The following is a 17,820-nucleotide window of genomic DNA, read 5'->3' on the forward strand; positions in this document are numbered from 1 at the left end:
GGAGTCACGACCATGCGCCGTGCCCTGATCACCACCGGCACGACCCTCGCCGGGATCGTCCTGCTGCTCTCCCTCAAACCCCATGAGAGCACGCTCCACAACGCCTCGGCACCGTTGTCCACAGGCGACGTGCCCGGCCCGGAGACCCGGGCGAGCCAGCCCGCCGGTCCGACCGCCACGTCCGGCAACGGCACCTTCATCGGAGACGCCGTCCAGACCGAGTTCGGCACCGTGCAGGTGAGGATCACCGTGCGGGACGGCGCGCTGGCCAAGGTCGACGTCCTGCGGTATCCCGACGAGGACCGCAAGTCCGTCGCGATCTCCAGGTTCGCCCTTCCCCGGCTGACGGAGAGGACGATGGCCGCCGGAAACGCCCAGATCGACACGCTCTCCGGGGCCACGTACACCAGCGAGGGCTACCGCCGGTCTCTGCAGAGCGCATTGGACCAAGCCGGTGTCCGCTGAGTCCTCCCTCCGCTTGGTCGAACCCGCCATGGGCACCGTGTTCTCCTTCGACGTCCGCACCCCCGCGACGGACGAGATCCACGCGGCCCTGACGTCCGCCGTCGCCTGGCTCCACCACGTGGACGCCCTGTTCTCCACCTACCGGCCCGGCAGCCAGATCAGCCGACTCGGCCGCGGCGAACTCACCGTCGGGGAGTGCGCTCCGGAGGTCCGCGAGGTCCTGGACCGGTGCCGCGAGCTCTCCGAGGAGACCGGCGGCCGGTTCAGCAGCACGCCGGCCGGGCGGCTCGACCCCAGCGGCCTGGTCAAGGGCTGGGCCGTCGAGCGGGCCTCCGACCTCCTGTACGAGGCGGGCGCGCTCGACCACTGCGTCAACGGAGGCGGGGACGTCCAGACCCGGGGCGAGGCCGCGCCGGGCCGTCCGTGGCGTATCGGCCTGGCCCACCCCGCCGACCACGAAGCGGTGGCCGCCGTCGTGGAGGGCCGGGATCTGGCCGTCGCGACCTCCGGCACCGCCGAACGCGGCGCGCACATCACCGACCCGCGCACCGGACGGCCCGCCTCCGCCCTGCTGTCCCTCACCCTCGTGGGCCGTCGTCTCGCCACGGTCGACGCCCTGGCCACGGCCGTGTTCGCGATGGGCGAGGAGGCCGAGGACTGGCTCAGGTCCAGGCCCGGCCTGCACGCCTACGCCGTCACCGCCGACCACCGCGTCTGGTCGACGCCCGGTTTCCCCTTCGCCGCCCCTCTCGGGGCGCCCTGCCACGCGGTCTGAGAGAGCCGGGCACCGGCTCCGGGTCATGCGCGGATCTTCCGGCTCGAGGTGGAGCGTCTGAATGCCTTCTCCGACGGGGTACTCGTCGCGGCCGAGCTCACCTGGCTCCTGCTCGTCCCCGGACGGCTCCTCGTCCTCCGCCGCCTCCACCGGAGCGTCCGGGGCGACGGTCAGGAGCGGCGGAGGTAGGGCTCCAAGAGCTCGTGGGTGAGGGCGCGGGCCCTGTCCTCGGAGAGCGTGCCGTTCTCGAGCAGCACGGAAGCGCGCTGGACGACGGCCTGGATCAGCTCGCCCATCGTCCCGGGATCGTCGCAGCCCAGAGCGATGAGCGCCTCGTCCAAAGGCGTGCGCAGTTGGTCGTGCAGGACCTTGCTGGACTCGGCCAGGACCTCCGCGCGGGCGAAGGAGGCCAGCCCGCGGGCGATGGCGTGCTCGCCGGACGCCACCAGATGGAGGTTGGCGTCCACGTAGGCCAAGGCACGGTCCGCGGGGGTGTCCGCCTCCTCGACCCGCGCCGTGACGTAGGCCGCCCATCGGGGGAACATGTCGACGATGACGGCTTCCAGCAGGTCGTCCTTGGAGCTGAAGTACTGGTAGATGCTGGAGCGGGCCAGGCCGGTGCGTTTGGCGACCGCGGCCAGGCTCGGCGTCTCGCTCCCGCCCTGGGCGAGGATGTCCCGTGCCGCGTTCAGGATGGCTCTGCGCTGCATGGCGCGGTGCTCCACTACGGTGGCCGCCTGAATTTTCGGCACGGGACTCCTACCTCTGTTCCTACTCGACGCGTGTGAGCTTGCCGTCGACCATCTCGTAGACGGTGTCGCAGTGGCTCAACACGTCATGATCGTGGGTGACCATGACGGTGGCCACCTTGTGTTCCTTGGTCTCGCGGGCGAGCAGTTCCACGACCTCGTGGCTGCGCTGCCGGTCGAGGGCGGCGGTCGGCTCGTCCACCAGGAGCAGGCTCGGCCCCGTCATGAGGGCGCGGGCGATGCCCACCCGCTGGCGTTCGCCGCCGGAGAGCTGATGCGGGCGGCGGTTCGCCTTCTCCGCCAGACCGACCTCGGCGAGCAGCTTCTTGGGGTCGCGTCCGGTCTTCTTACCGAACTTGGTCATCAGGCGGAGCTGGTCCTCGGCCGTCAGCGCGGGGATCAGGTTGCCCGACTGGAAGACGAACCCGACGCATTCCCGACGCAGCGCCGTGCGCGTCTTCTTACCGGCCACCGTCATGTCGCGCCCGGCGACCATCACGGTGCCGGAGGTCGGCGTCGCCAGGCCGCCGGCGACGGCCAGCAGGCTCGACTTACCGGAGCCGGAAGGCCCGACGATGGCGACGAACTCGCCCGGTTCGACGACGAGGGACACGTCGCTCAGCGCGTGGACGACGTCCTCGCCGTCGCCGATCTGCAGGTTCACGTCCCGCATGACGAGTCCGGAGGCGGCTTGCTCGGATCGTGCCTCGGGCACGGTTTCGGCCGGTTTCATCGGCTGCCTCCAAGGGCGGTCAGGGGGTCGACTGCGGTGATGCGCAGCACCGCGCCGAGCGCGCCCACCACGCCGAGGGCGATGAGCAGCGCGGAGGCCGCCGCGACGGCACCGGCCTCGAGTGCGAACGGGGCGGTGCCGCCGATCATGCTGCCGAGTCCGACGCCGACGGCGACACCGGCGCCCACGGACAGGAGCAGGAGGATGAGCGCCTGGGCGATGGCGTCGCGCAGCAGGTAGCCGGTGGACGCGCCCATGGCGCGCACGACGGCGATCTCCTGCTTGCGCTGGATCGTCAGGACGGTGAAGAACGCGCCGACGACCAGCGCGGAGATGGCGTAGAGGAACACCTCGATCAGCGTCAGGGTCGACGTCTCGGCGGTGTAGCCCGGCGAGGCTCCGAACGCCTCCTTCAGGGCCAGGGTCTCGGTTCCGGCCGCCTTGTCGGCCGCGGCCGCGTCGGCGGGCTCGCCCTTCACCGCCACCGCGGTGATCTCCTCGTAGGCGCGCGCGGGCACCTCGTCACCGGGGCCCGCGCCGATCTTCACCTCCTGCCAGGTGCGCAGCGGCACGTAGCCGACGTCCACGTGCCCGTAGGTGTGCTGGTCGGCGAGCGTCCCCACGACCTTGAGGCGGGTGCCGATCCGGTCGATCGTGATGGTGTCTCCGAGCTTGACCCCGGCGTCCACCGCCGTCTTGCTCACCACGATCCCGGCCGGCTCGGCGCCGCTCAGCCGCGCTCCCTCGGCGACGGCGGGGGAGAGGAAGGAGCCCGTCTCCACTCCGAACAGCGCGAGGTCGATCTCGACTCCGCTGTCGCTCTTGCCGTTGACCAGGGCGTTCCCGAAGGGAGCCGCCTCCTCCACGCCCTTCTGCCCGGCCCAGGTCTTGACGGCGTCGGTCTTCACCACGCTGCGGGAGAAGGCGGCGTCGTGCTGCACTCCCTCCTCGAACGCGAAGGACGTCACCGGAAGCCGCTGCAACCCGGACACGCCGTCGTTGACCAGACCCACCGACAACCCGGACAGCAGCACCATGAGAACGGCGATCAACGCCACGACGGCGCCCATGAGCCCGAACCGGGCCCGGGCGAACTTGAGTTCCCTGAGGGCTAGAAACATGTGCCCCGCCCCTCGGGCGAGCACGTTATCGACATCATGTCAGCATGATACCGACGCCTCGTCGGCAACTTGGGTGACCCCATCTCTCCGGGCCGGGGTTCACCCGGACGAGCGCAGGAGTCGCACCACGGCGGCGACACGGCGGTGGCGGGTGTCGTCGTCGGGCGGCAGGCCGAGCTTGGCGAAGATGCGCTGGGTGTGCTTCTCGACCGCCCCGACGGTGACCACCAGCTCCCCCGCGATCGAGGCGTTGGAGCGGCCCTCCGCCATCAGCGTGAGCACCTCGCGCTCGCGGGGCGTCAGCGCGGCGAGCGGATCGCGCCGCCGGTCCATCAGGCCGCGCACGACGGCCGGGTCGAGCACCGTCCCGCCGCCGGCCACGGTCTCGAGCGCTTCCAGGAACTCGTCGATCTCGCTGACGCGGTCCTTGAGCAGGTAGCCGACGCCGCTCGGGTCGTCGGCGAACAGGTCCTCGGCGACGGCCACCCGCATCAGTGCCGGTCCACCGGGACGCGTGCCCTCACCGCGGTCGGGCCGCCGACCGGGGAGGTCACGGTCAGCTCGCCCTCGACCGCCTCGACCCGGCGGGCCAGCCCGGCCAGGCCGAGGCCCTTGCCCTCGTGCGCGCCGCCGACCCCGTCGTCGGACACCTCCACCTCAAGCCACATACCGGACATCGTGACACGGACCTCGGCCCCGCGGGCCCCGCTGTGCTTGGCGACGTTGGTGAGGGCCTCGGCGACCACGAAGTAGGCGGCCGTCTCCACGTGCGGCGGCAGCCCGTCCGGCACGTCCACGTCGACCTCCGCGGGCACCGGGCAACCCTGCGCCATCTCCTCCACCGCGGCGGCCAGACCACGGTCCACCAGCAGAGGCGGGGCGATGCCGCGCGAGAGCGACCGCAGCTCGGCGACCGTCTCGGTGGCCTGACGGCGGGCGTCCTCGATGATCTCCTCTGCCCGCTCGGGATCGGCGTGGACCTGGCGGCGGGCCCGGCCGAGGTCCATCGCCAGGCGCACCAGCCGCTGCTGCGGGCCGTCGTGGATGTCACGCTCGAGACGGCGCAGCGACTCCGCCTCGGCCGTCCGCGCCGCGTCGCGCGACCCCTCGGCCCGGACGACCCGGCCCTGCAGCTCCGCGCGGCCGCACAGCAGAGCCGCGGCCAGGCCGGCGTGCGTCAGCGCGGCCGCCCTCATCACCCAGGGCAGAGTGAGCAACGCGAAGACGCCGAACCCGGTGTGGAGCGCGATCTCGGGCCGACGCCCCTCGCCCAGCCCGATGATCGACGCCAGGGTGACGCCGTCGCCGTCCACCGGCAGGAAGGGCTCCCAGTACCAGTAGGTCAGCCCGCCGCCGACGGCCGCCCACCAGGCCACCGCCACCGAGAAAGCGATCGTGCCGGTCAGGAGGCCCACCAGCGACCACACGACGTCCAGCCGGCTCTGCGGGTCGCGCAAGGGCGTGAGGACCCGCCGCACGATGCCGTCGCCCTCGCGCCCCGCAGGTAGCGGGGCCCGGGCGCGACCCGCCCCAGCATGCCGCGAAGCCGCGTCCGTTCGGCCACCGCGAACCCACGGGCGATCAGCACCGCCAGGGCCACCAGTGCGAACCCGACGCCCAGGACCGACAGCCCGAGCCCCGTCGCGAGCACCGACGCCACCACCACGAAGGCGGCCAGAGAGATCGGAAAGGCCGTGAGCGCATAGGCGGAGTCGAGCAGCACGCGCCGTACGCCGCGTATACGAACCGGAGGCCGTTCAAGCCGCATCGTGGTCGTCGTCATTCCCCCATACTTCTCACCGTCCGAAGCCGACGGTATCCGGCCAGCCCGACACTTCCAGGTCCGGCCGCCGGGAACTCCCCGGGTGCGGGACCTTCCGTCCGCCTCTCGCCGACGACGCTCCGGTAGAGCCCGCACGCGGCTTCCAGATCAGCGGGTGGAGAAGATCCGGTCGAACCGGTGGTCAGCCGAGGCGGTCCGGGGCGGGGACGGCGTGTTCGGCGGCGCGGCTGACCTCCTCCCAGGCCGCCCAGGTCTCCATGCGGCGGCGGGAGATGTCGAAGGCCAGGTCGTAGACCATGCTGCCGAGGAGCAGACGCGGCGGCGGGTCGTCGGAGGCGACGAGCTTCATGACGGCCTCGGCGGCCAGGCGCGGGTCGCTGTCGACCGACCCTTCAGCCCACTGCTTCTGCATTTCGGCGCGCAGCGGGCCGTACGCCTCCAGCGGTTCGGTCATCGTCATGCCGGTGGAGTACAGGTCGGTCCAGTAGCCGCCGGGCTCGACGATGGTGACCTTGACCCCGAACGAGGCGGCCTCCGCGGCCAGCGCCTCACTCATGCCCTCCAGCGCGAACTTGCTCGCGCTGTACATGCCGTTGCAGGGGAACCCGCCCAGCGCGCCGATGCTGGAGATCTGCAGGATGCGGCCCGAGCCCTGAGCCCGCAGGTAAGGCATGACGGCCTGGCTCACCCACAGGGCTCCGAAGAAGTTCACCTCCATCTGGGCGCGGGCCTGGGCCTCGGTGAACTCTTCGACCATGCCCATGAACAACGATCCGGCGTTGTTGACGACGACGTCGAGTCGCCCGAAGCGCCCGACGGCCTCGGCGACGGCGGCGAAGACGGCGTCGCGGTCGGTGACGTCCAGGGGCAGGGCCAGCAGCCGGCCTTCGTGCTCGGCGGCGAGCCCGTCGAGCGGAGCGATGCCGCGCGCCACGGCGACGACCCTGTCGCCCGCTTCGAGGGCGGCTCGGGTGAAAGCCCTGCCGAGGCCCTTGCTGGCACCGGTGACGAACCAGACACGGCTTGCGGGGGAGGTGGTCATGGGTCTCCTTCACACGATTCATTGTTGAGACGATACGTCTCGTCTCGCTTGATGGACTCATGTTGCGCCACGGACACCCCTATGTCAAGACGGAACGTCTCGTCTTATATAAGCTTGGCGCATGACGACACAGCGCAGGAAGAGCCCCGACGCCGCGCGGCGCAGCGAGGCGTCGCGGCGCGCCATCCTCACCGCGGCGTTCGAGCTGGTCGGCGAGGTCGGCTACGCCAAGCTGAGCATCGAGGGCATCGCCGCCCGCGCCGGAGTGGGCAAGCAGACCATCTACCGCTGGTGGCCGTCCAAGGGCGCGGTCCTGTTCGACGCGTTCCTCGCGCTCGCCGAAGGGCAGGACGGCCAGGAGGCGGCCCTGCCCGACACCGGCGACCTGGAGGCCGACCTGAAGACGGTCCTGCGCGCCACGGTCGACGAGCTGAACGACCCCCGCTACGACGAGCCGATGCGGGCGCTGAACATCGAGATCCTCCAGGACCCCGACCTCGCGGCCGCCTACGCCGAACGGCTGGACGGGCCGATGAAGGAGCTGAAGAAGGAGAGGCTGCGCAGCGCGCAGCGCGCCGGAGAACTGCCCGGCGGCCTGGATCTCGACCTCGCCGTCGAACTGCTGTGGGGACCGCTGCGCGCCCGGTGGCTCGAACGCGGCCCCCTGACCCGCGCGTACGCCGACCGGATCGTCGAGACGGCCCTCGACGGCCTGCGCCCCCGGAACTGACGCGGAAGAAGGCAAAACCCCGCTCTCGTGCGAGAGCGGGGTTCCAGGTGGAGCCGTGGGGAATCGAACCCCAGACCTCCTGCATGCAAGGCAGGTGCTCTACCAATTGAGCTACGGCCCCTGGTGGTGCGGCCAGCGTACCGGGGAACGGGGCTGGTCGCGAACGGGTTTCCCCTCACGGAAACGGCGCCGCTGATCGCGCGGCGCCGGTTCTCGTCAGCCCGTCACTCCGCGGAGGTGGCCTCGGTCCACAGATCCAGCTCGGCGCGGTCCTGCTGGAGGCGCTTCCAGATGGCGAAGCCGCCGAGGCCGAGAATGGCGAGCACGAGAAGCTTTTTCATGGTGAGGACCCCTTCACCGTCGACAGTGGTCAGAACTCAAACCTAGCAACGTCTGCACACTATCGAATGCCCTCTGCGACTCCTCAGGGGGAGCGCTGGATCACAGAAACCGGCAAAGCGGAAAAACCTCGCACATTTGAAGAATGTACGCGGACCGCGTTCTTCTCTTCCACGTCGTAGGAGGCGACCATCCGCGTCAGTTCACCGAGCGCTATCTGCGCCTCCAGACGGGCCATGTTCGCGCCCAGGCAGTAGTGCCTTCCCGCGCCGAAGCTGATGAGCTGCGAAGTGTCGCGGCCGAGGTCGTACCTGCCCGGATCGGGGAAGACGTCCTCGTCCCGGTTGGCCGAGCCGACCAGCAGGAGAAGCCGCGAACCCGCCGGGACGGTCCGTCCGTGGACGGTGAAGTCCTCCGTGACGGTGCGCGCGATCTGCTGGCTGGAGGTGTCGTAGCGCAGCGTCTCCTCGATCCAGGAGTCCACCGGCTCCTTCAGGGCGCGCTCGGTGAGCCCGTGCTTCCAGGCCCAGTAGAGGGCGTTGGCGAGCAGTTTGGTGGTGGTCTCGTTGCCGGCGATGACCATGAGGAACAGGAAGGCGATGATCTCGCCGTCCGCGAGCCGGTCGCCGTCGATCTCGGCCTCCAGCAGGGCCGAGGTGAGGTCCTCCCCGGGCCTGCGGCGTTTGTCCGCGAGCAGTTCCTCGTAGTAGCCGACCAGGGTGAGCGCCGCCTCCATCCCGGCGGGCGGCACGTCCAGCACACCCTCCTCCCGGTGGACGACGAGGTCGGCGAGCCTGCGCAGTTCGGGACGGTCCGCCTCGGGCACGCCCATCAACTCCGAGATGACGTCCATCGGCAGCACGCCGGCGAAGTCGGCGACGAAGTCGAAGGAGCCCTCCTCGACCAGGGGCCCCAGCCGCGCCCTGGTCATCTCCAGGATGCGCGGGTGCAGTTCGCGGACCCGGCGCGGGGTGAAGCCCTTGGACACCAGGCCGCGCAGGCGGGTGTGCCGGGGCGGGTCGAGCGCCAGGAACGACATCGTCCGATGCGCCTGCGGGCCCCACGCCGACGGGTCGAGCGTGACGCCGTTGACGCTGGAGAAGCGCTCCCAGTCGCGGAAGGCGACCGAGACGTCGGCGTGCCGGGACAACGCCCAGAAGTCGAGCTCCTCGTTGCGGTAGAGCGGCGCCTCGCGGCGGAGCCGGGCGTAGACCGGATAGGGGTCCTCGTGGATCCGGTAGTCGTACGGGCTGTACTCAAGGTTACTGGACACGTGTCCAGACGTTAGTTCAACGCACCGGCGCGGACAAGAGACCTTTTCCTTCTCTCCCGCCGAAAGGATTCAGCGCGTGATGAGCCGCGCCACCTCGGCGAGCCGCTCCGCCGCCTCCGCGTAGGACATGTAACCCATTCCCGCCTGCAGGAGCGCCCCCGAATAGGCCATCTCCAGCGCCTCCAGGATCAGCGGGTCCTCCCGTCCGAGCGCGTGCGCCAGCCTCTTGTGGATGTCCACGCCGATGCGCAGCCGCAGCTCCTGGACGTCCGGATCGGACGCCAGAACCGCCGTCGTGCAGGCGGCCGCCAGCTCCGGCTCGCTCGCGATGAGCAGGACGACGTCCTTGAGCGCCTGCGCCGCGTCCCCGTCCGTGAGGGGCAGCCCCTCCAGCCTGCGCCAGAAGACCTCGGTGAGGAGGTGGTTCTTGGAGGCGAAGTAGGTGTAGGCGGTCGCCGCGGCCACTCCCGCCCGGCGCGCGACGTTCCTGACCCTCAGCCCGTCATACCCCGTCTCCCGCACCTCGACGACGGTCGCCTCGGTCAGCCTGCGGACGGTGTCGGCCTGGCGCTCGGTCAGCCGCCGGCGTGTGGACTCATGTACGGACACGCGTCCGGACGGTATCAGCCCCAGCGCGTCGGGACCCGGTGCCCGCCGGCGGACCGGGGGCACCGGGCTCGAGATCACCGCTCGGCCGGGGCCAGCAGCGTGGTGACCAGGTCGTCCAGGCTGATCAGGCCGATCAGCCCGTTCTCGTCCCTGACCAGGCCGAGCTGGCTGTGCTGGCTCCGCAGGACCGCCAGCGCGCCGGCGACCGGGGTCTCCGGGGTGAGCACCGGCACCGGGTAGCCCGAGTCCATGGCGCGGAAGGGCCTGCCCTGGGCCCGCGCCAGATAGGCGTCCCTGGCGTGGACCATGCCGATCAGCTCGCCGTCGGCGTCCCGCAGCAGCAGCCGGGTGTGCCCGGTGCTGACCGCGGTGTCGACGACCGTCCGCGCGTCGGCGTCCGGCGCCACCGAGGTCAGCTCCCCCAGCGGGATGACCAGCGGGAGCAGGCTGGTCTCCGGCGCCTCCAGTGCCCGGCTGAGCACGTTGCGGTCCACCTCGTCGATCAGGCCCAGGCGGCGGGACTCCTCCACCAGATGCATGAGCTGCTCGGGGGTGCGCGACACCGACATCGAGTCGCGCGGCTGGACGCGCATCAGCCGCAGCAGGGCGTTGGTCGTGCGGTTGAGGGCCTGCAGGACCAGCCGGAACAGCTGGGTGAAACCGCGGAACGGCAGCGCCAGCAGCATCGCCGCCCGCTCGGGACGGGCGATCGCCCAGGACTTCGGCGCCATCTCGCCGATGACCATGTGCAGGAACGTCACCAGCGCCAGCGCGATCACGAACGACACCGCGTGCGAGACGGCGTCCGAGATCCCCAGCCCGTGGAAGACGGGGCTGAGCACCTCGGCGATCACCGGCTCCGACACGATGCCCAGGCCCAGCGAGCACATGGTGATGCCCAGCTGGGCTCCGGCCAGCATCAGCGACAGCTCGCGGATCCCGGCGACCGCCGAGGCCGCGGCCCGGCTGCCCTCCGCCGCCGCCTTCTCCAGCCGGGGCCGCCGGGCCGCCACCAGCGCGAACTCCGCCGCGACGAAGAAGCCGTTGCCCAGCAGCAGGAGGACGGTCAGCAGGATCCCCGTGGGCACGCTCATCTCGGTTCCTCCACTGCGACCGGCTGCTCCCGCAGCCGGATCTTGTCGGGGACGTGGTGGCCGTTGCTCAGCACCTCGATCTCGAGGGTCCGGCCGCCCTCCTCGACCTGGATCACGTCACCGGGGTCGGCGAACCGGCCGAGCCGACGCAGGATCAGCCCCGCGGCGGTGTCGTAGTCCCCCTCGGGCAGCTCCAGGCCGGTGAGCTGCTCGATCTCGTCGATCCGCAGGCCGGCGTCCAGATGCCACCACTCGTCCTTGGGCGTGACCTGCGGGATCTCCAGATCGGTCTCGTCGGAGATGTCCCCGACGAGCTCCTCGGCGACGTCCTCCAGGGTCAGCAGGCCGGCGAACCCTCCGTACTCGTCGATCACCACGGCGATCTCGTCCCTGCGCTCCTGCATCTGCACGATCACCTCGGGCAACGGCAGTGAGTCCGGGACGAGCAGCGCCTGCCGGGCCAGCCGCCCGGCCGTCACCTCGTCCCACTCCCGCGCGGAGACCGGCAGCAGCTGCCGCAGCCCCAGCACGCCCACGATGTCGTCCACCCGCTCCCCGACCACCGGGTAGTGGGTGTGGCCGCTCCGCCCGATGATCTCGACGATCTCGTCGGCGGTGGCCTCGGCCGGAATGGTCACCACGTCGACCCGCGGGATCATCGCCTCGTCGGCGGTGTGCTCGGAGAACACCAGGGCGCGCTCCAGCAGATGGACGTGCTCGTCGGCGAACTCCTCCTCCGACTCGCCGATGATCAGCCCGAGCTCCTCCAGCGTCGCGCCGTGGTGCAGCTCCTCGACGGGCTCGATGCCCACCGCCCGCAGCACCCGGTTGGCCGAGGCGTCGAAGAACCTGATCACCGGGGCCGCGACCGCCAGGTACAGCAGGGTGGAGGGCGCCAGCGCCCGGGCCAGGGTCTCCGGTCTGGCCAGCGCCAGGTTCTTGGGGAAGAGCTCGCCCAGCACCATCTGAATGATGATCGCCAGTGCGAATCCGATGCCCAGCGCCACCCCGCCGACGGCGGCCTCGGGCACGCCCAGGGGGTGCAGCACCGGTCTGATCAGCTGTGCCAGGGCCGGTTCCGCGATGAAGCCCACCACCAGGGTGGTGACCGTGATCCCCAGCTGGGCGCCGGAGAGCATGAAGGACAACCGCTCCAGCACCTTGACGGCTCGCGCCGCCTTCTTGTCACCCTCTCGGGCCGCCTGCTCCAGTTCGAGCCTGTCGGCCGTCACATAGGCGAATTCCTGTGCCACGAAATACCCGGTCGCCGCCGTCAGGATGAACACGGCGGCCAACCCGAACAGGACCGTCACCGGGGGTCACCCGGCCTCTGCGACAGGTCCGTTCTATGACCGGAGTCCGAACTATCGGACACCGCACCCCTCTCCCTACTCGTTCTCTGCCTGGTTCAACGAACCAGGACGTCCAAGAGTTACTCCTTCAAACCCTAAGCCCAGGGAGGCCCTCGCTCTAGCACGCCCTCCACGATCCCCGCAGGAGAATCCCCCTTTTCCGGCAGGCCTCCGCGGCCCGTCGCCACCGAAAGCGACCGGGTGACAACCGGGAGACACCTGGGCAGGCCGAAGAGAGCGGAACCGCCAGATCAGAGCGGGTCCAGGAGGAAGGCAGAGCATGACCACCACCGAGGAACTGGTCGAACGGATGTTGAACGACGCGGTCTCCGCACTGGAGACGTTCGGCGTCTGCCTGGGGGTACGGCTCGGACTGTACGAGGCCCTGGCGGGCGGGCCCCCTCGACGCGTACGGCCTCTCGGAAAGAGCCGGCATCCACCCGCGCTACGCCCGGGAATGGCTGGAGCAGCAGGGCTCCGCCGGCTGGCTGGCCGTGGCCGACGAGGCCGAAGGCGACCCGTACGCGCGGGCGTTCCGGCTGTCGAACGAGGCCCGGGAAGTCCTCCTCGACGAGGACAGCATCTTCTACATGGGGACGCTGCCAGGGTTCGTCACGTCCATCGCCGACGTGATCGACCGGGTGGCCGACGCCTTCCGGACCGGCGGAGGCGTCCCCTTCTCCGCCTACGGGGCGGGCACCCGCCACGGCATCGGCCGGCTCAACCGGCCGATGTTCCTCCACTCGATCACCGAGTGGATCAACGCCCTGCCCGACGTCCCGGCCCGGCTGGCCGAGGACGGCGCACACGTCCTCGACCTGGGCTGCGGCACGGGCTGGTCCACGATCGCCATCGCCGAGGCCTTCCCCGCCGTCCGCGTCCACGGCGTCGACCTGGACGAGACCTCGGTGATCGAGGCCCGGCGGAACGCCGAGTCAAGGGGCGTCGCCGACCGCGTCGCCTTCCTCCACACCGACGCCTCCGCCTTCGACCCGGACGGCACCCGGTACGACCTGGCCTGCGTCTTCGAAGCCCTGCACGACATGGCCGACCCCGTAGGCGTCCTGCGCAACGTCCTGCGCGTGCTCGTCCCCGGCGGCTCCGTCCTCATCGGAGACGAACGCGTCGCCGACGTCTACTCCGCTCCAGGCCCCGTCCTGGAACGCCTCAACTACGCCTTCAGCACCCTCCACTGCCTTCCCGCGACCCGCGCCGAGGGCACCAGAGTGGAGGCGGGCACCGTCCTCCGCTCCCCGACCGTCGCCGAGTACGCCGCCGCAGCCGGGTACTCGTCCTTCAAGGAGGCCTCTATCGACCACGACCTGTGGCGCTTCTACCACCTCACCGCCTGAGGCGCGCCGGGGCCGCGGACCCCTTCCTCAACGCCTCACAGGGACACGGGAAGAGGCTCGAGGTTCCCGAGCCAGCCCTCGGGGATCGAGGAGAAACCGGTGCGGGCCGCGACGATTCCACCGACGATGGCGCAGTTCGTATCGATGTCCCCGCCCACCGCGGCGGTCGTCCAGAACGCCTGCTCGTAGTCGTCGAGGTTCTTGGCCGCGGCCCACAGGCAGAAGGGCACCGTGTCGTGGGCGGCGATGCGGTGCCCGTTGCCCAGTACGGCGCCCGCGGTCCCCGGATCGTCGATCGTCAGCAGCTTCCGGGCTTCCACGACGCCGTCACGGACCATCCCGGACGGCGTGAGCTCCAGGACGCGGTCGAGGAAACGTCCGGGGGAGAGCTCCTCCTCCGTCAGGGCGACGGCCGTCGCCACCGCCACCGCGACGCCGCCGGCGACGCCTTCCGGATGCATGTGCGTGACCTCCGACGACCGGACCGCCTCCTCGACGAGCCGGTCCAGGTCGTCGGCGAACCAGGCGCCGAGAGGCGCGATCCGCATGGCCGCCCCGTTGCCCCACGAGCCCTCGCCCTCGAAGGTGTCCCGGGCCAGCTCCCGCCAGTCCCCTCCTTCTCTGATCAGCCGCAGGATCCGGTTGGTGGAGGCGCCGTAACCGCGCAGGAAGTCGTGGCGTTCGGCGAACGTGCGGGCCAGGAGGTCCTGGTCGATGTGACCGGCCTCGTCGAGCACGGCCCAGATACCGCAGGCCATCTCGGTGTCGTCCGTCCACTTCCACCGCCCCGGCGGCACCTCCCTGCGGCTGTAGGCCGCCAGGTTCTCGGGGACGAAGAACTGCGAGCCCAGCGCGTCCCCCAGCGCCAGCCCGTGCAGGGACGCCCGCGCGGCATCCCGTCGACCGTTTTCCATTGGATTCCCCCTATGGCAGAGCCGATCGAGGCGCGAGCTCCCTGGATTCACGTGAAACCGGCCCTCCCGAATGTCCGCCTCTCGATCTAAGGTGACGACCGGACAAAAGTGAAAGTTCAGGCGAAGGCTGACCGAGGGGATCTTCAGTGAGCTGGTCTTGGCAGGAGCAGGCGGCCTTCCGGGCACGGGTGCGGGGCTGCCTGCTCGGCGGGGCGCTGGGAGACGCGCTCGGCCACCCGGTCGAGCAGGACTCGCTGGCGGAGATCCGGCGGAAGCACGGCCCTGACGGCGTCGTGGGACCGGCATCCGACACGGACGGACGGGTCGGGCTGGTCTCCGACGGCACGCAGATGACGCTGTTCACCGCCGAAGGACTGATCCGCGCCGCCTTCCGGCTGGACCGCAAGGGCTTCTGCGATCCCGTCGAGGTGGTGCTGAACGCCCTGCTGCGCTGGCTGGAGACCCAGAACTCGCCGCGGCCCGCCCCACCGGACGGAGTCGTCCGGACGGGATGGCTCCGGGAGCAGGAATGGCTGTACGCGCGACGGGCGCCGGACAGCGCGTGCCTGTCCGCCCTGGAGACCCGGCGGCACCCCGGCCCCCACGACGGCAGCGGGGCGCCCGGACCGGTCAACCCCGGCTCCCAGGGGTGCGGCGGTGTGACGCGTTCCGCGCCCTTCGGCATCGCCTGTCCCCCCGACCGCGCCTTCGACCTCGCGGTCGACTGCGCGAGGCTCACCCACGGCCACCCCGCCGGCTACTACTCGGCCGGCGCGTTCGCCACGATCATCGCCCATCTCATGGCGGGCGAGTCGCTGCGCGGAGCCGTCCTGCAGACCTTGGAGAGGGTGCACGGCCACCCGGGGCACAAGGAGGTCGCCGACGCCCTCCAGCGAGCGCTGGACCTCGCGAACAAGGGCGGTCCCAGCCCCGAGAAGGTGGAGAGCCTCGGCGAAGGCCGGGTGGCACAGGAGGCTCTGGCCATCGCCGTCTACTGCGCTCTGGCCGAACCCGTCTCAGCGGCCGGGGCGCTCATCCTCGCGGTCAACCACGGCGGGGACAGCGGCTCCACCGGCTCGATGTGCGGCAGCCTCGTCGGCGTCCGCCACGGCGACTTCGGCCTGCCCTCCGACTGGCTCGCCCTCCTCGAAGGCCGCGGAGCCGTCACCGAACTCGCCGACGACTTCGCCACCCAGTTCATGCCGGGCTCCCGCACGCCCGACTGGAGCGCCCGCTACCCGGCCTGCTGACGCGCCGGCGCGGCGTCGTACCCGGCCAGGGTCGCGGCGATGTCCCGCAGCGCGACGGCCTGCTGTTCCGGGGTTCCGATCGTGTGGGCGACCCGTTCGGCCTCCGCAGGGTCGATCTCCGCCAGGGCCTGGACGGTCTCCCGCAGCACCGCGTCGCGGTCGTACTGACGCGTGACGGAGCGCGCGAGATGCTCCGACTCGGCCAGCAGCCCGCGGGCGTGGTGCGGGGACTCCACCGCCACCGCCACCGCGACGTCCCGGAGCGCCCGCGCGCAGTGGGCCGGGTCGTCGATGCCGCGCGCCAGCCGCTCGGCCTCCGGCGGGTTCAGCCCCGCCAGCACCCCGACGACCTCACGCAGCGCCGCCGTGCTCAACGGCGGCTTCGCCGCCTCCACCAGCAGGCCCCACGCCCGCTCCGGATCCTCGGCCCCCACCGCCTCGGCGACGTCCCGCAGCCGCCACGCACGCGACTCCGGGTCGGGGATGGCGCGGGCGATGCGCTCGGCGAGCGCCGGGTCCCCTCCGGCCTGCGCCCTGACCAGGTCCAGCCACGGGGTGACACGGAAATCCAGGTCCTCGATGTCGTCGATGAGGCGCTCCGCGCCGTCCGGGTCCTCCTCGGCGATCGCCCGGACGACGACGCCCAGAGCCACGTCACGGGTGCTCGGCTGCCCGATGCCGTGCGCCAGCCGCTCGGCGGCCGCCGGGTCCCGCCCGGCCAGGGCCTCCACGACGTACCCCAGCGCCATGTCCCGGACGTCCGGGTCGTCGATGCCGTGCGCCAGCCGCTCGGCGGCCTCGGGATCCTGCCAGGCCAGAGCTTCCACGATCCGGGCCAGCCACCCGTTCCGCGGAGGCAGGTCCCCTTCCCAGCCGCCGCCCCGCGTGGACCCGTCCGCCCGGACCAGACGCTCGGCGTCGGCCAGCAGCCTCCTCGCCCGCTCCGGCTCCCGTCCGGCGAGTGCCCTGGACACCCGGCAGGCCATCCCGACCCGCACGGACGTACTGGAAATGGTGTCGACGACCTCCGCGGCCTCCAGCAGCAGGCTCCTCGCACGCTCCGGCTCCCGGCGGGCCACCGCCTCGGCGAGGCAGCGCAACGCGGTCGCCTTGTCGTACGGACCGGAGATGTTCTGGATGAGGCGCTCGGCGTCCTCCACGTCGTGCTCCACCACCGACTCCACCAGGCTGCACAGGATCCCGTCCCGGGAGACCACCGGGTCGGAGACGGTGTAGGCGAGGGTCTCGACGTCCGTCAGCAGCTTCTTGGCCCGGTTCGCGTCCCTGCCCGCCTGCGCCCTGGCGATGGTCAGCAGCAGCGACGCCTGGAAGTGGGGCTTGGTGACGGTGCGGGCGAGACGCTCCGCCTCCTGCGGGTCCTCCTCGGCCAGCACCTCGACGATGCCGTGCAGCACCGGCATCCGGTGATGCCAGAACGGGATGGACCAGGCGATCCGCTCGGCCTCCGCCAGCAGGCGCAACCGGTACCGCGACTCGTAGGGGGCCCGGGCCCGGTGCAGCATCACGGCGACCTCGGCGGCCTTGACGGGACCGCGTCCGGGCTCGTCCGCCAGCAGGTCGCCCAGCCGGGCGTCGAGCTCGGGCAGGATGCCCCGCCGCAGCGACCGTGCCGACGGCGCCTCCCCGGCGGACGCGACCTCCTCGCCGGTGAGCAGCCAGAAGAGAGTGGCGCCGAGCGAGTAGAGGTCGGCGTGCTCGTCGAGCTCCTCCGCCTTCTCCGGTTCACTCAGCACGGCGAGGCCGAAGTCGCACAGCTTCACGGTGCCGTCGTCCGACAGCAGCAGGCAGGACGGCTTCACCGCGCCGTGCACCAGGCCCACCGAGTGCGCGGCGGCCAGCGCGTCGGCGACCTGGATGCCGTAGTCGAGCGCGGTACCGACCGGAAGACCGCGGGGTGCGTGCTTCAACTCGGTGCCGAGGTCCCGGCCGCCCCAGGGCTCCAGGACCAGGAACGGCCGCCCCTCGTGCTCGCCGACGTCCTGCACCGGGGCGATGCCCGGATGGATGAGCTCGACCGCGGCTCTGGACTCCCGCTGGAAGTGCTCCAGGGCTTTCACACGGGCCCAGACGTCCTCCGGAGGGTCGGCGGGGGGCACCCTGATCGTCACCATCCGGCCCAGGAAAAGGTCGACCCCCTGCCAGACCTCGCCCTCACCGCCACGACGCACCGGCTCGTCCAGCCGGTACCTGCCCGCGAGTTCGGCCCCCGCCTGCATGC

The 17,820-nt window shown here is 71.4% G+C and carries 19 protein-coding genes, 1 tRNA gene and 1 pseudogene; 6 read left to right on the plus strand and 15 right to left on the minus strand.

What is annotated here, in order from left to right; translation table 11 throughout:
• Window positions 1-12 precede the first annotated feature (12 nt).
• The 3 genes from ABGB12_RS23470 to ABGB12_RS23480 are packed head-to-tail and all read left to right on the plus strand — an operon-like array spanning window position 13 to window position 1,429.
• Window positions 13-465 carry an FMN-binding protein gene (locus ABGB12_RS23470; protein WP_347681367.1) on the plus strand — a complete coding sequence of 151 codons (453 nt, stop codon included), beginning with the start codon at window positions 13-15 and terminating at the stop codon, window positions 463-465.
• The gene (locus ABGB12_RS23475) at window positions 455-1,240 is read left to right on the plus strand and encodes an FAD:protein FMN transferase (RefSeq protein ID WP_347681369.1); all 786 of its coding nucleotides are present in this window, start codon (window positions 455-457) and stop codon (window positions 1,238-1,240) included. The genes ABGB12_RS23470 and ABGB12_RS23475 overlap by 11 nt, the downstream gene beginning before the upstream one ends.
• 48 nt (window positions 1,241-1,288) lie before the next feature.
• Window positions 1,289-1,429 (plus strand): hypothetical protein, encoded by a 141-nt coding sequence (locus tag ABGB12_RS23480; RefSeq protein WP_347681371.1) that lies wholly within the window; start codon window positions 1,289-1,291, stop codon window positions 1,427-1,429.
• On the opposite strand, the gene ABGB12_RS23485 is transcribed toward ABGB12_RS23480, so the two are convergent.
• From ABGB12_RS23485 to ABGB12_RS23515, 7 genes and pseudogenes are all read right to left on the minus strand, one after another.
• A complete protein-coding gene (locus tag ABGB12_RS23485; protein ID WP_347681373.1) occupies window positions 1,411-1,992 on the minus strand; it encodes a TetR/AcrR family transcriptional regulator in 582 nt (193 codons plus the stop codon). The two genes, ABGB12_RS23480 and ABGB12_RS23485, sit on opposite strands and share 19 nt — an antisense overlap.
• Window positions 1,993-2,011: 19 nt before the next feature.
• Entirely contained in the window at window positions 2,012-2,722 is a 711-nt protein-coding gene (locus tag ABGB12_RS23490; protein ID WP_347681375.1) for an ABC transporter ATP-binding protein, read from the minus strand.
• Window positions 2,719-3,843: an FtsX-like permease family protein gene (locus tag ABGB12_RS23495; RefSeq protein WP_347681377.1), complete on the minus strand. Its 1,125-nt coding sequence runs from the start codon at window positions 3,841-3,843 to the stop codon at window positions 2,719-2,721. The genes ABGB12_RS23490 and ABGB12_RS23495 overlap by 4 nt, the downstream gene beginning before the upstream one ends.
• Before the next feature lie 99 nt (window positions 3,844-3,942).
• Window positions 3,943-4,314 (minus strand): annotated as a pseudogene (locus tag ABGB12_RS23500) (response regulator transcription factor); the annotation flags it as partial.
• A 20-nt stretch (window positions 4,315-4,334) separates the two neighbouring features.
• Window positions 4,335-5,321 (minus strand): sensor histidine kinase, encoded by a 987-nt coding sequence (locus tag ABGB12_RS23505; protein WP_347681379.1) that lies wholly within the window; start codon window positions 5,319-5,321, stop codon window positions 4,335-4,337.
• Window positions 5,246-5,626, minus strand: a complete 381-nt coding sequence (locus ABGB12_RS23510) for a sensor domain-containing protein (protein WP_347681381.1) — start codon at window positions 5,624-5,626, stop codon at window positions 5,246-5,248. Before ABGB12_RS23510 ends, ABGB12_RS23505 begins: the two co-directional genes overlap by 76 nt.
• A gap of 181 nt (window positions 5,627-5,807) precedes the next feature.
• Window positions 5,808-6,668 carry an SDR family NAD(P)-dependent oxidoreductase gene (locus ABGB12_RS23515; protein WP_347681383.1) on the minus strand — a complete coding sequence of 287 codons (861 nt, stop codon included), beginning with the start codon at window positions 6,666-6,668 and terminating at the stop codon, window positions 5,808-5,810.
• 121 nt (window positions 6,669-6,789) lie between these two features.
• Here ABGB12_RS23515 and ABGB12_RS23520 point away from each other — a divergent pair, with 121 nt between their 5' ends.
• Window positions 6,790-7,398: a TetR/AcrR family transcriptional regulator gene (locus ABGB12_RS23520; protein WP_347681384.1), complete on the plus strand. Its 609-nt coding sequence runs from the start codon at window positions 6,790-6,792 to the stop codon at window positions 7,396-7,398.
• Window positions 7,399-7,446: 48 nt separating this feature from the next.
• On the opposite strand, the gene ABGB12_RS23525 is transcribed toward ABGB12_RS23520, so the two are convergent.
• From ABGB12_RS23525 to ABGB12_RS23550, 6 genes are all read right to left on the minus strand, one after another.
• Window positions 7,447-7,519 (minus strand) — tRNA-Ala (locus tag ABGB12_RS23525).
• Window positions 7,520-7,622: 103 nt separating this feature from the next.
• Complete coding sequence (locus ABGB12_RS23530) at window positions 7,623-7,739, minus strand: DLW-39 family protein (protein WP_232835313.1); 117 nt, start codon at window positions 7,737-7,739, stop codon at window positions 7,623-7,625.
• A gap of 83 nt (window positions 7,740-7,822) precedes the next feature.
• Window positions 7,823-9,010 (minus strand): cytochrome P450, encoded by a 1,188-nt coding sequence (locus ABGB12_RS23535; protein WP_347681387.1) that lies wholly within the window; start codon window positions 9,008-9,010, stop codon window positions 7,823-7,825.
• 69 nt (window positions 9,011-9,079) lie between these two features.
• Window positions 9,080-9,619, minus strand: a complete 540-nt coding sequence (locus ABGB12_RS23540; protein ID WP_347681389.1) for a TetR family transcriptional regulator — start codon at window positions 9,617-9,619, stop codon at window positions 9,080-9,082.
• Between the two features lie 74 nt (window positions 9,620-9,693).
• Window positions 9,694-10,713 carry a hemolysin family protein gene (locus tag ABGB12_RS23545; RefSeq protein WP_347681391.1) on the minus strand — a complete coding sequence of 340 codons (1,020 nt, stop codon included), beginning with the start codon at window positions 10,711-10,713 and terminating at the stop codon, window positions 9,694-9,696.
• Window positions 10,710-12,026 (minus strand): hemolysin family protein, encoded by a 1,317-nt coding sequence (locus ABGB12_RS23550; protein ID WP_347681393.1) that lies wholly within the window; start codon window positions 12,024-12,026, stop codon window positions 10,710-10,712. The genes ABGB12_RS23545 and ABGB12_RS23550 overlap by 4 nt, the downstream gene beginning before the upstream one ends.
• Before the next feature lie 533 nt (window positions 12,027-12,559).
• Here ABGB12_RS23550 and ABGB12_RS23555 point away from each other — a divergent pair.
• Entirely contained in the window at window positions 12,560-13,417 is an 858-nt protein-coding gene (locus tag ABGB12_RS23555) for a class I SAM-dependent methyltransferase (RefSeq protein WP_347681395.1), read from the plus strand.
• Window positions 13,418-13,452: 35 nt separating this feature from the next.
• On the opposite strand, the gene ABGB12_RS23560 is transcribed toward ABGB12_RS23555, so the two are convergent.
• The gene (locus ABGB12_RS23560) at window positions 13,453-14,331 is read right to left on the minus strand and encodes an ADP-ribosylglycohydrolase family protein (RefSeq protein WP_347681397.1); all 879 of its coding nucleotides are present in this window, start codon (window positions 14,329-14,331) and stop codon (window positions 13,453-13,455) included.
• 146 nt (window positions 14,332-14,477) lie between these two features.
• Between ABGB12_RS23560 and ABGB12_RS23565 the strand changes: the two genes are divergently transcribed.
• On the plus strand, window positions 14,478-15,581 hold the full coding sequence (locus ABGB12_RS23565; protein ID WP_347681399.1) for an ADP-ribosylglycohydrolase family protein: 1,104 nt from the start codon (window positions 14,478-14,480) through the stop codon (window positions 15,579-15,581).
• On the opposite strand, the gene ABGB12_RS23570 is transcribed toward ABGB12_RS23565, so the two are convergent.
• A complete protein-coding gene (locus tag ABGB12_RS23570) occupies window positions 15,566-17,818 on the minus strand; it encodes a protein kinase (RefSeq protein ID WP_347681401.1) in 2,253 nt (750 codons plus the stop codon). The genes ABGB12_RS23565 and ABGB12_RS23570 overlap by 16 nt on opposite strands.
• Between the last annotated feature and the right edge of the window lie 2 nt (window positions 17,819-17,820).

Origin of the sequence: Actinocorallia sp. B10E7, assembly GCF_039871655.1 — a bacterium.
Taxonomy (GTDB): domain Bacteria; phylum Actinomycetota; class Actinomycetes; order Streptosporangiales; family Streptosporangiaceae; genus Actinocorallia.

What these genes read in the sequence shown, in the direction of transcription:
- ABGB12_RS23570 (WP_347681401.1), bottom strand. Translation starts at nt 17,818, where the DNA reads ATGCAGGCGGGGGCCGAACTCGCGGGCAGGTACCGGCTGGACGAGCCG.
- ABGB12_RS23545 (WP_347681391.1), bottom strand. Translation starts at nt 10,713, where the DNA reads ATGAGCGTGCCCACGGGGATCCTGCTGACCGTCCTCCTGCTGCTGGGC.
- ABGB12_RS23560 (WP_347681397.1), bottom strand. Translation starts at nt 14,331, where the DNA reads ATGGAAAACGGTCGACGGGATGCCGCGCGGGCGTCCCTGCACGGGCTG.
- ABGB12_RS23510 (WP_347681381.1), bottom strand. Translation starts at nt 5,626, where the DNA reads ATGACGACGACCACGATGCGGCTTGAACGGCCTCCGGTTCGTATACGC.
- ABGB12_RS23530 (WP_232835313.1), bottom strand. Translation starts at nt 7,739, where the DNA reads ATGAAAAAGCTTCTCGTGCTCGCCATTCTCGGCCTCGGCGGCTTCGCC.
- ABGB12_RS23470 (WP_347681367.1), top strand. Translation starts at nt 13, where the DNA reads ATGCGCCGTGCCCTGATCACCACCGGCACGACCCTCGCCGGGATCGTC.
- ABGB12_RS23515 (WP_347681383.1), bottom strand. Translation starts at nt 6,668, where the DNA reads ATGACCACCTCCCCCGCAAGCCGTGTCTGGTTCGTCACCGGTGCCAGC.
- ABGB12_RS23495 (WP_347681377.1), bottom strand. Translation starts at nt 3,843, where the DNA reads ATGTTTCTAGCCCTCAGGGAACTCAAGTTCGCCCGGGCCCGGTTCGGG.
- ABGB12_RS23490 (WP_347681375.1), bottom strand. Translation starts at nt 2,722, where the DNA reads ATGAAACCGGCCGAAACCGTGCCCGAGGCACGATCCGAGCAAGCCGCC.
- ABGB12_RS23520 (WP_347681384.1), top strand. Translation starts at nt 6,790, where the DNA reads ATGACGACACAGCGCAGGAAGAGCCCCGACGCCGCGCGGCGCAGCGAG.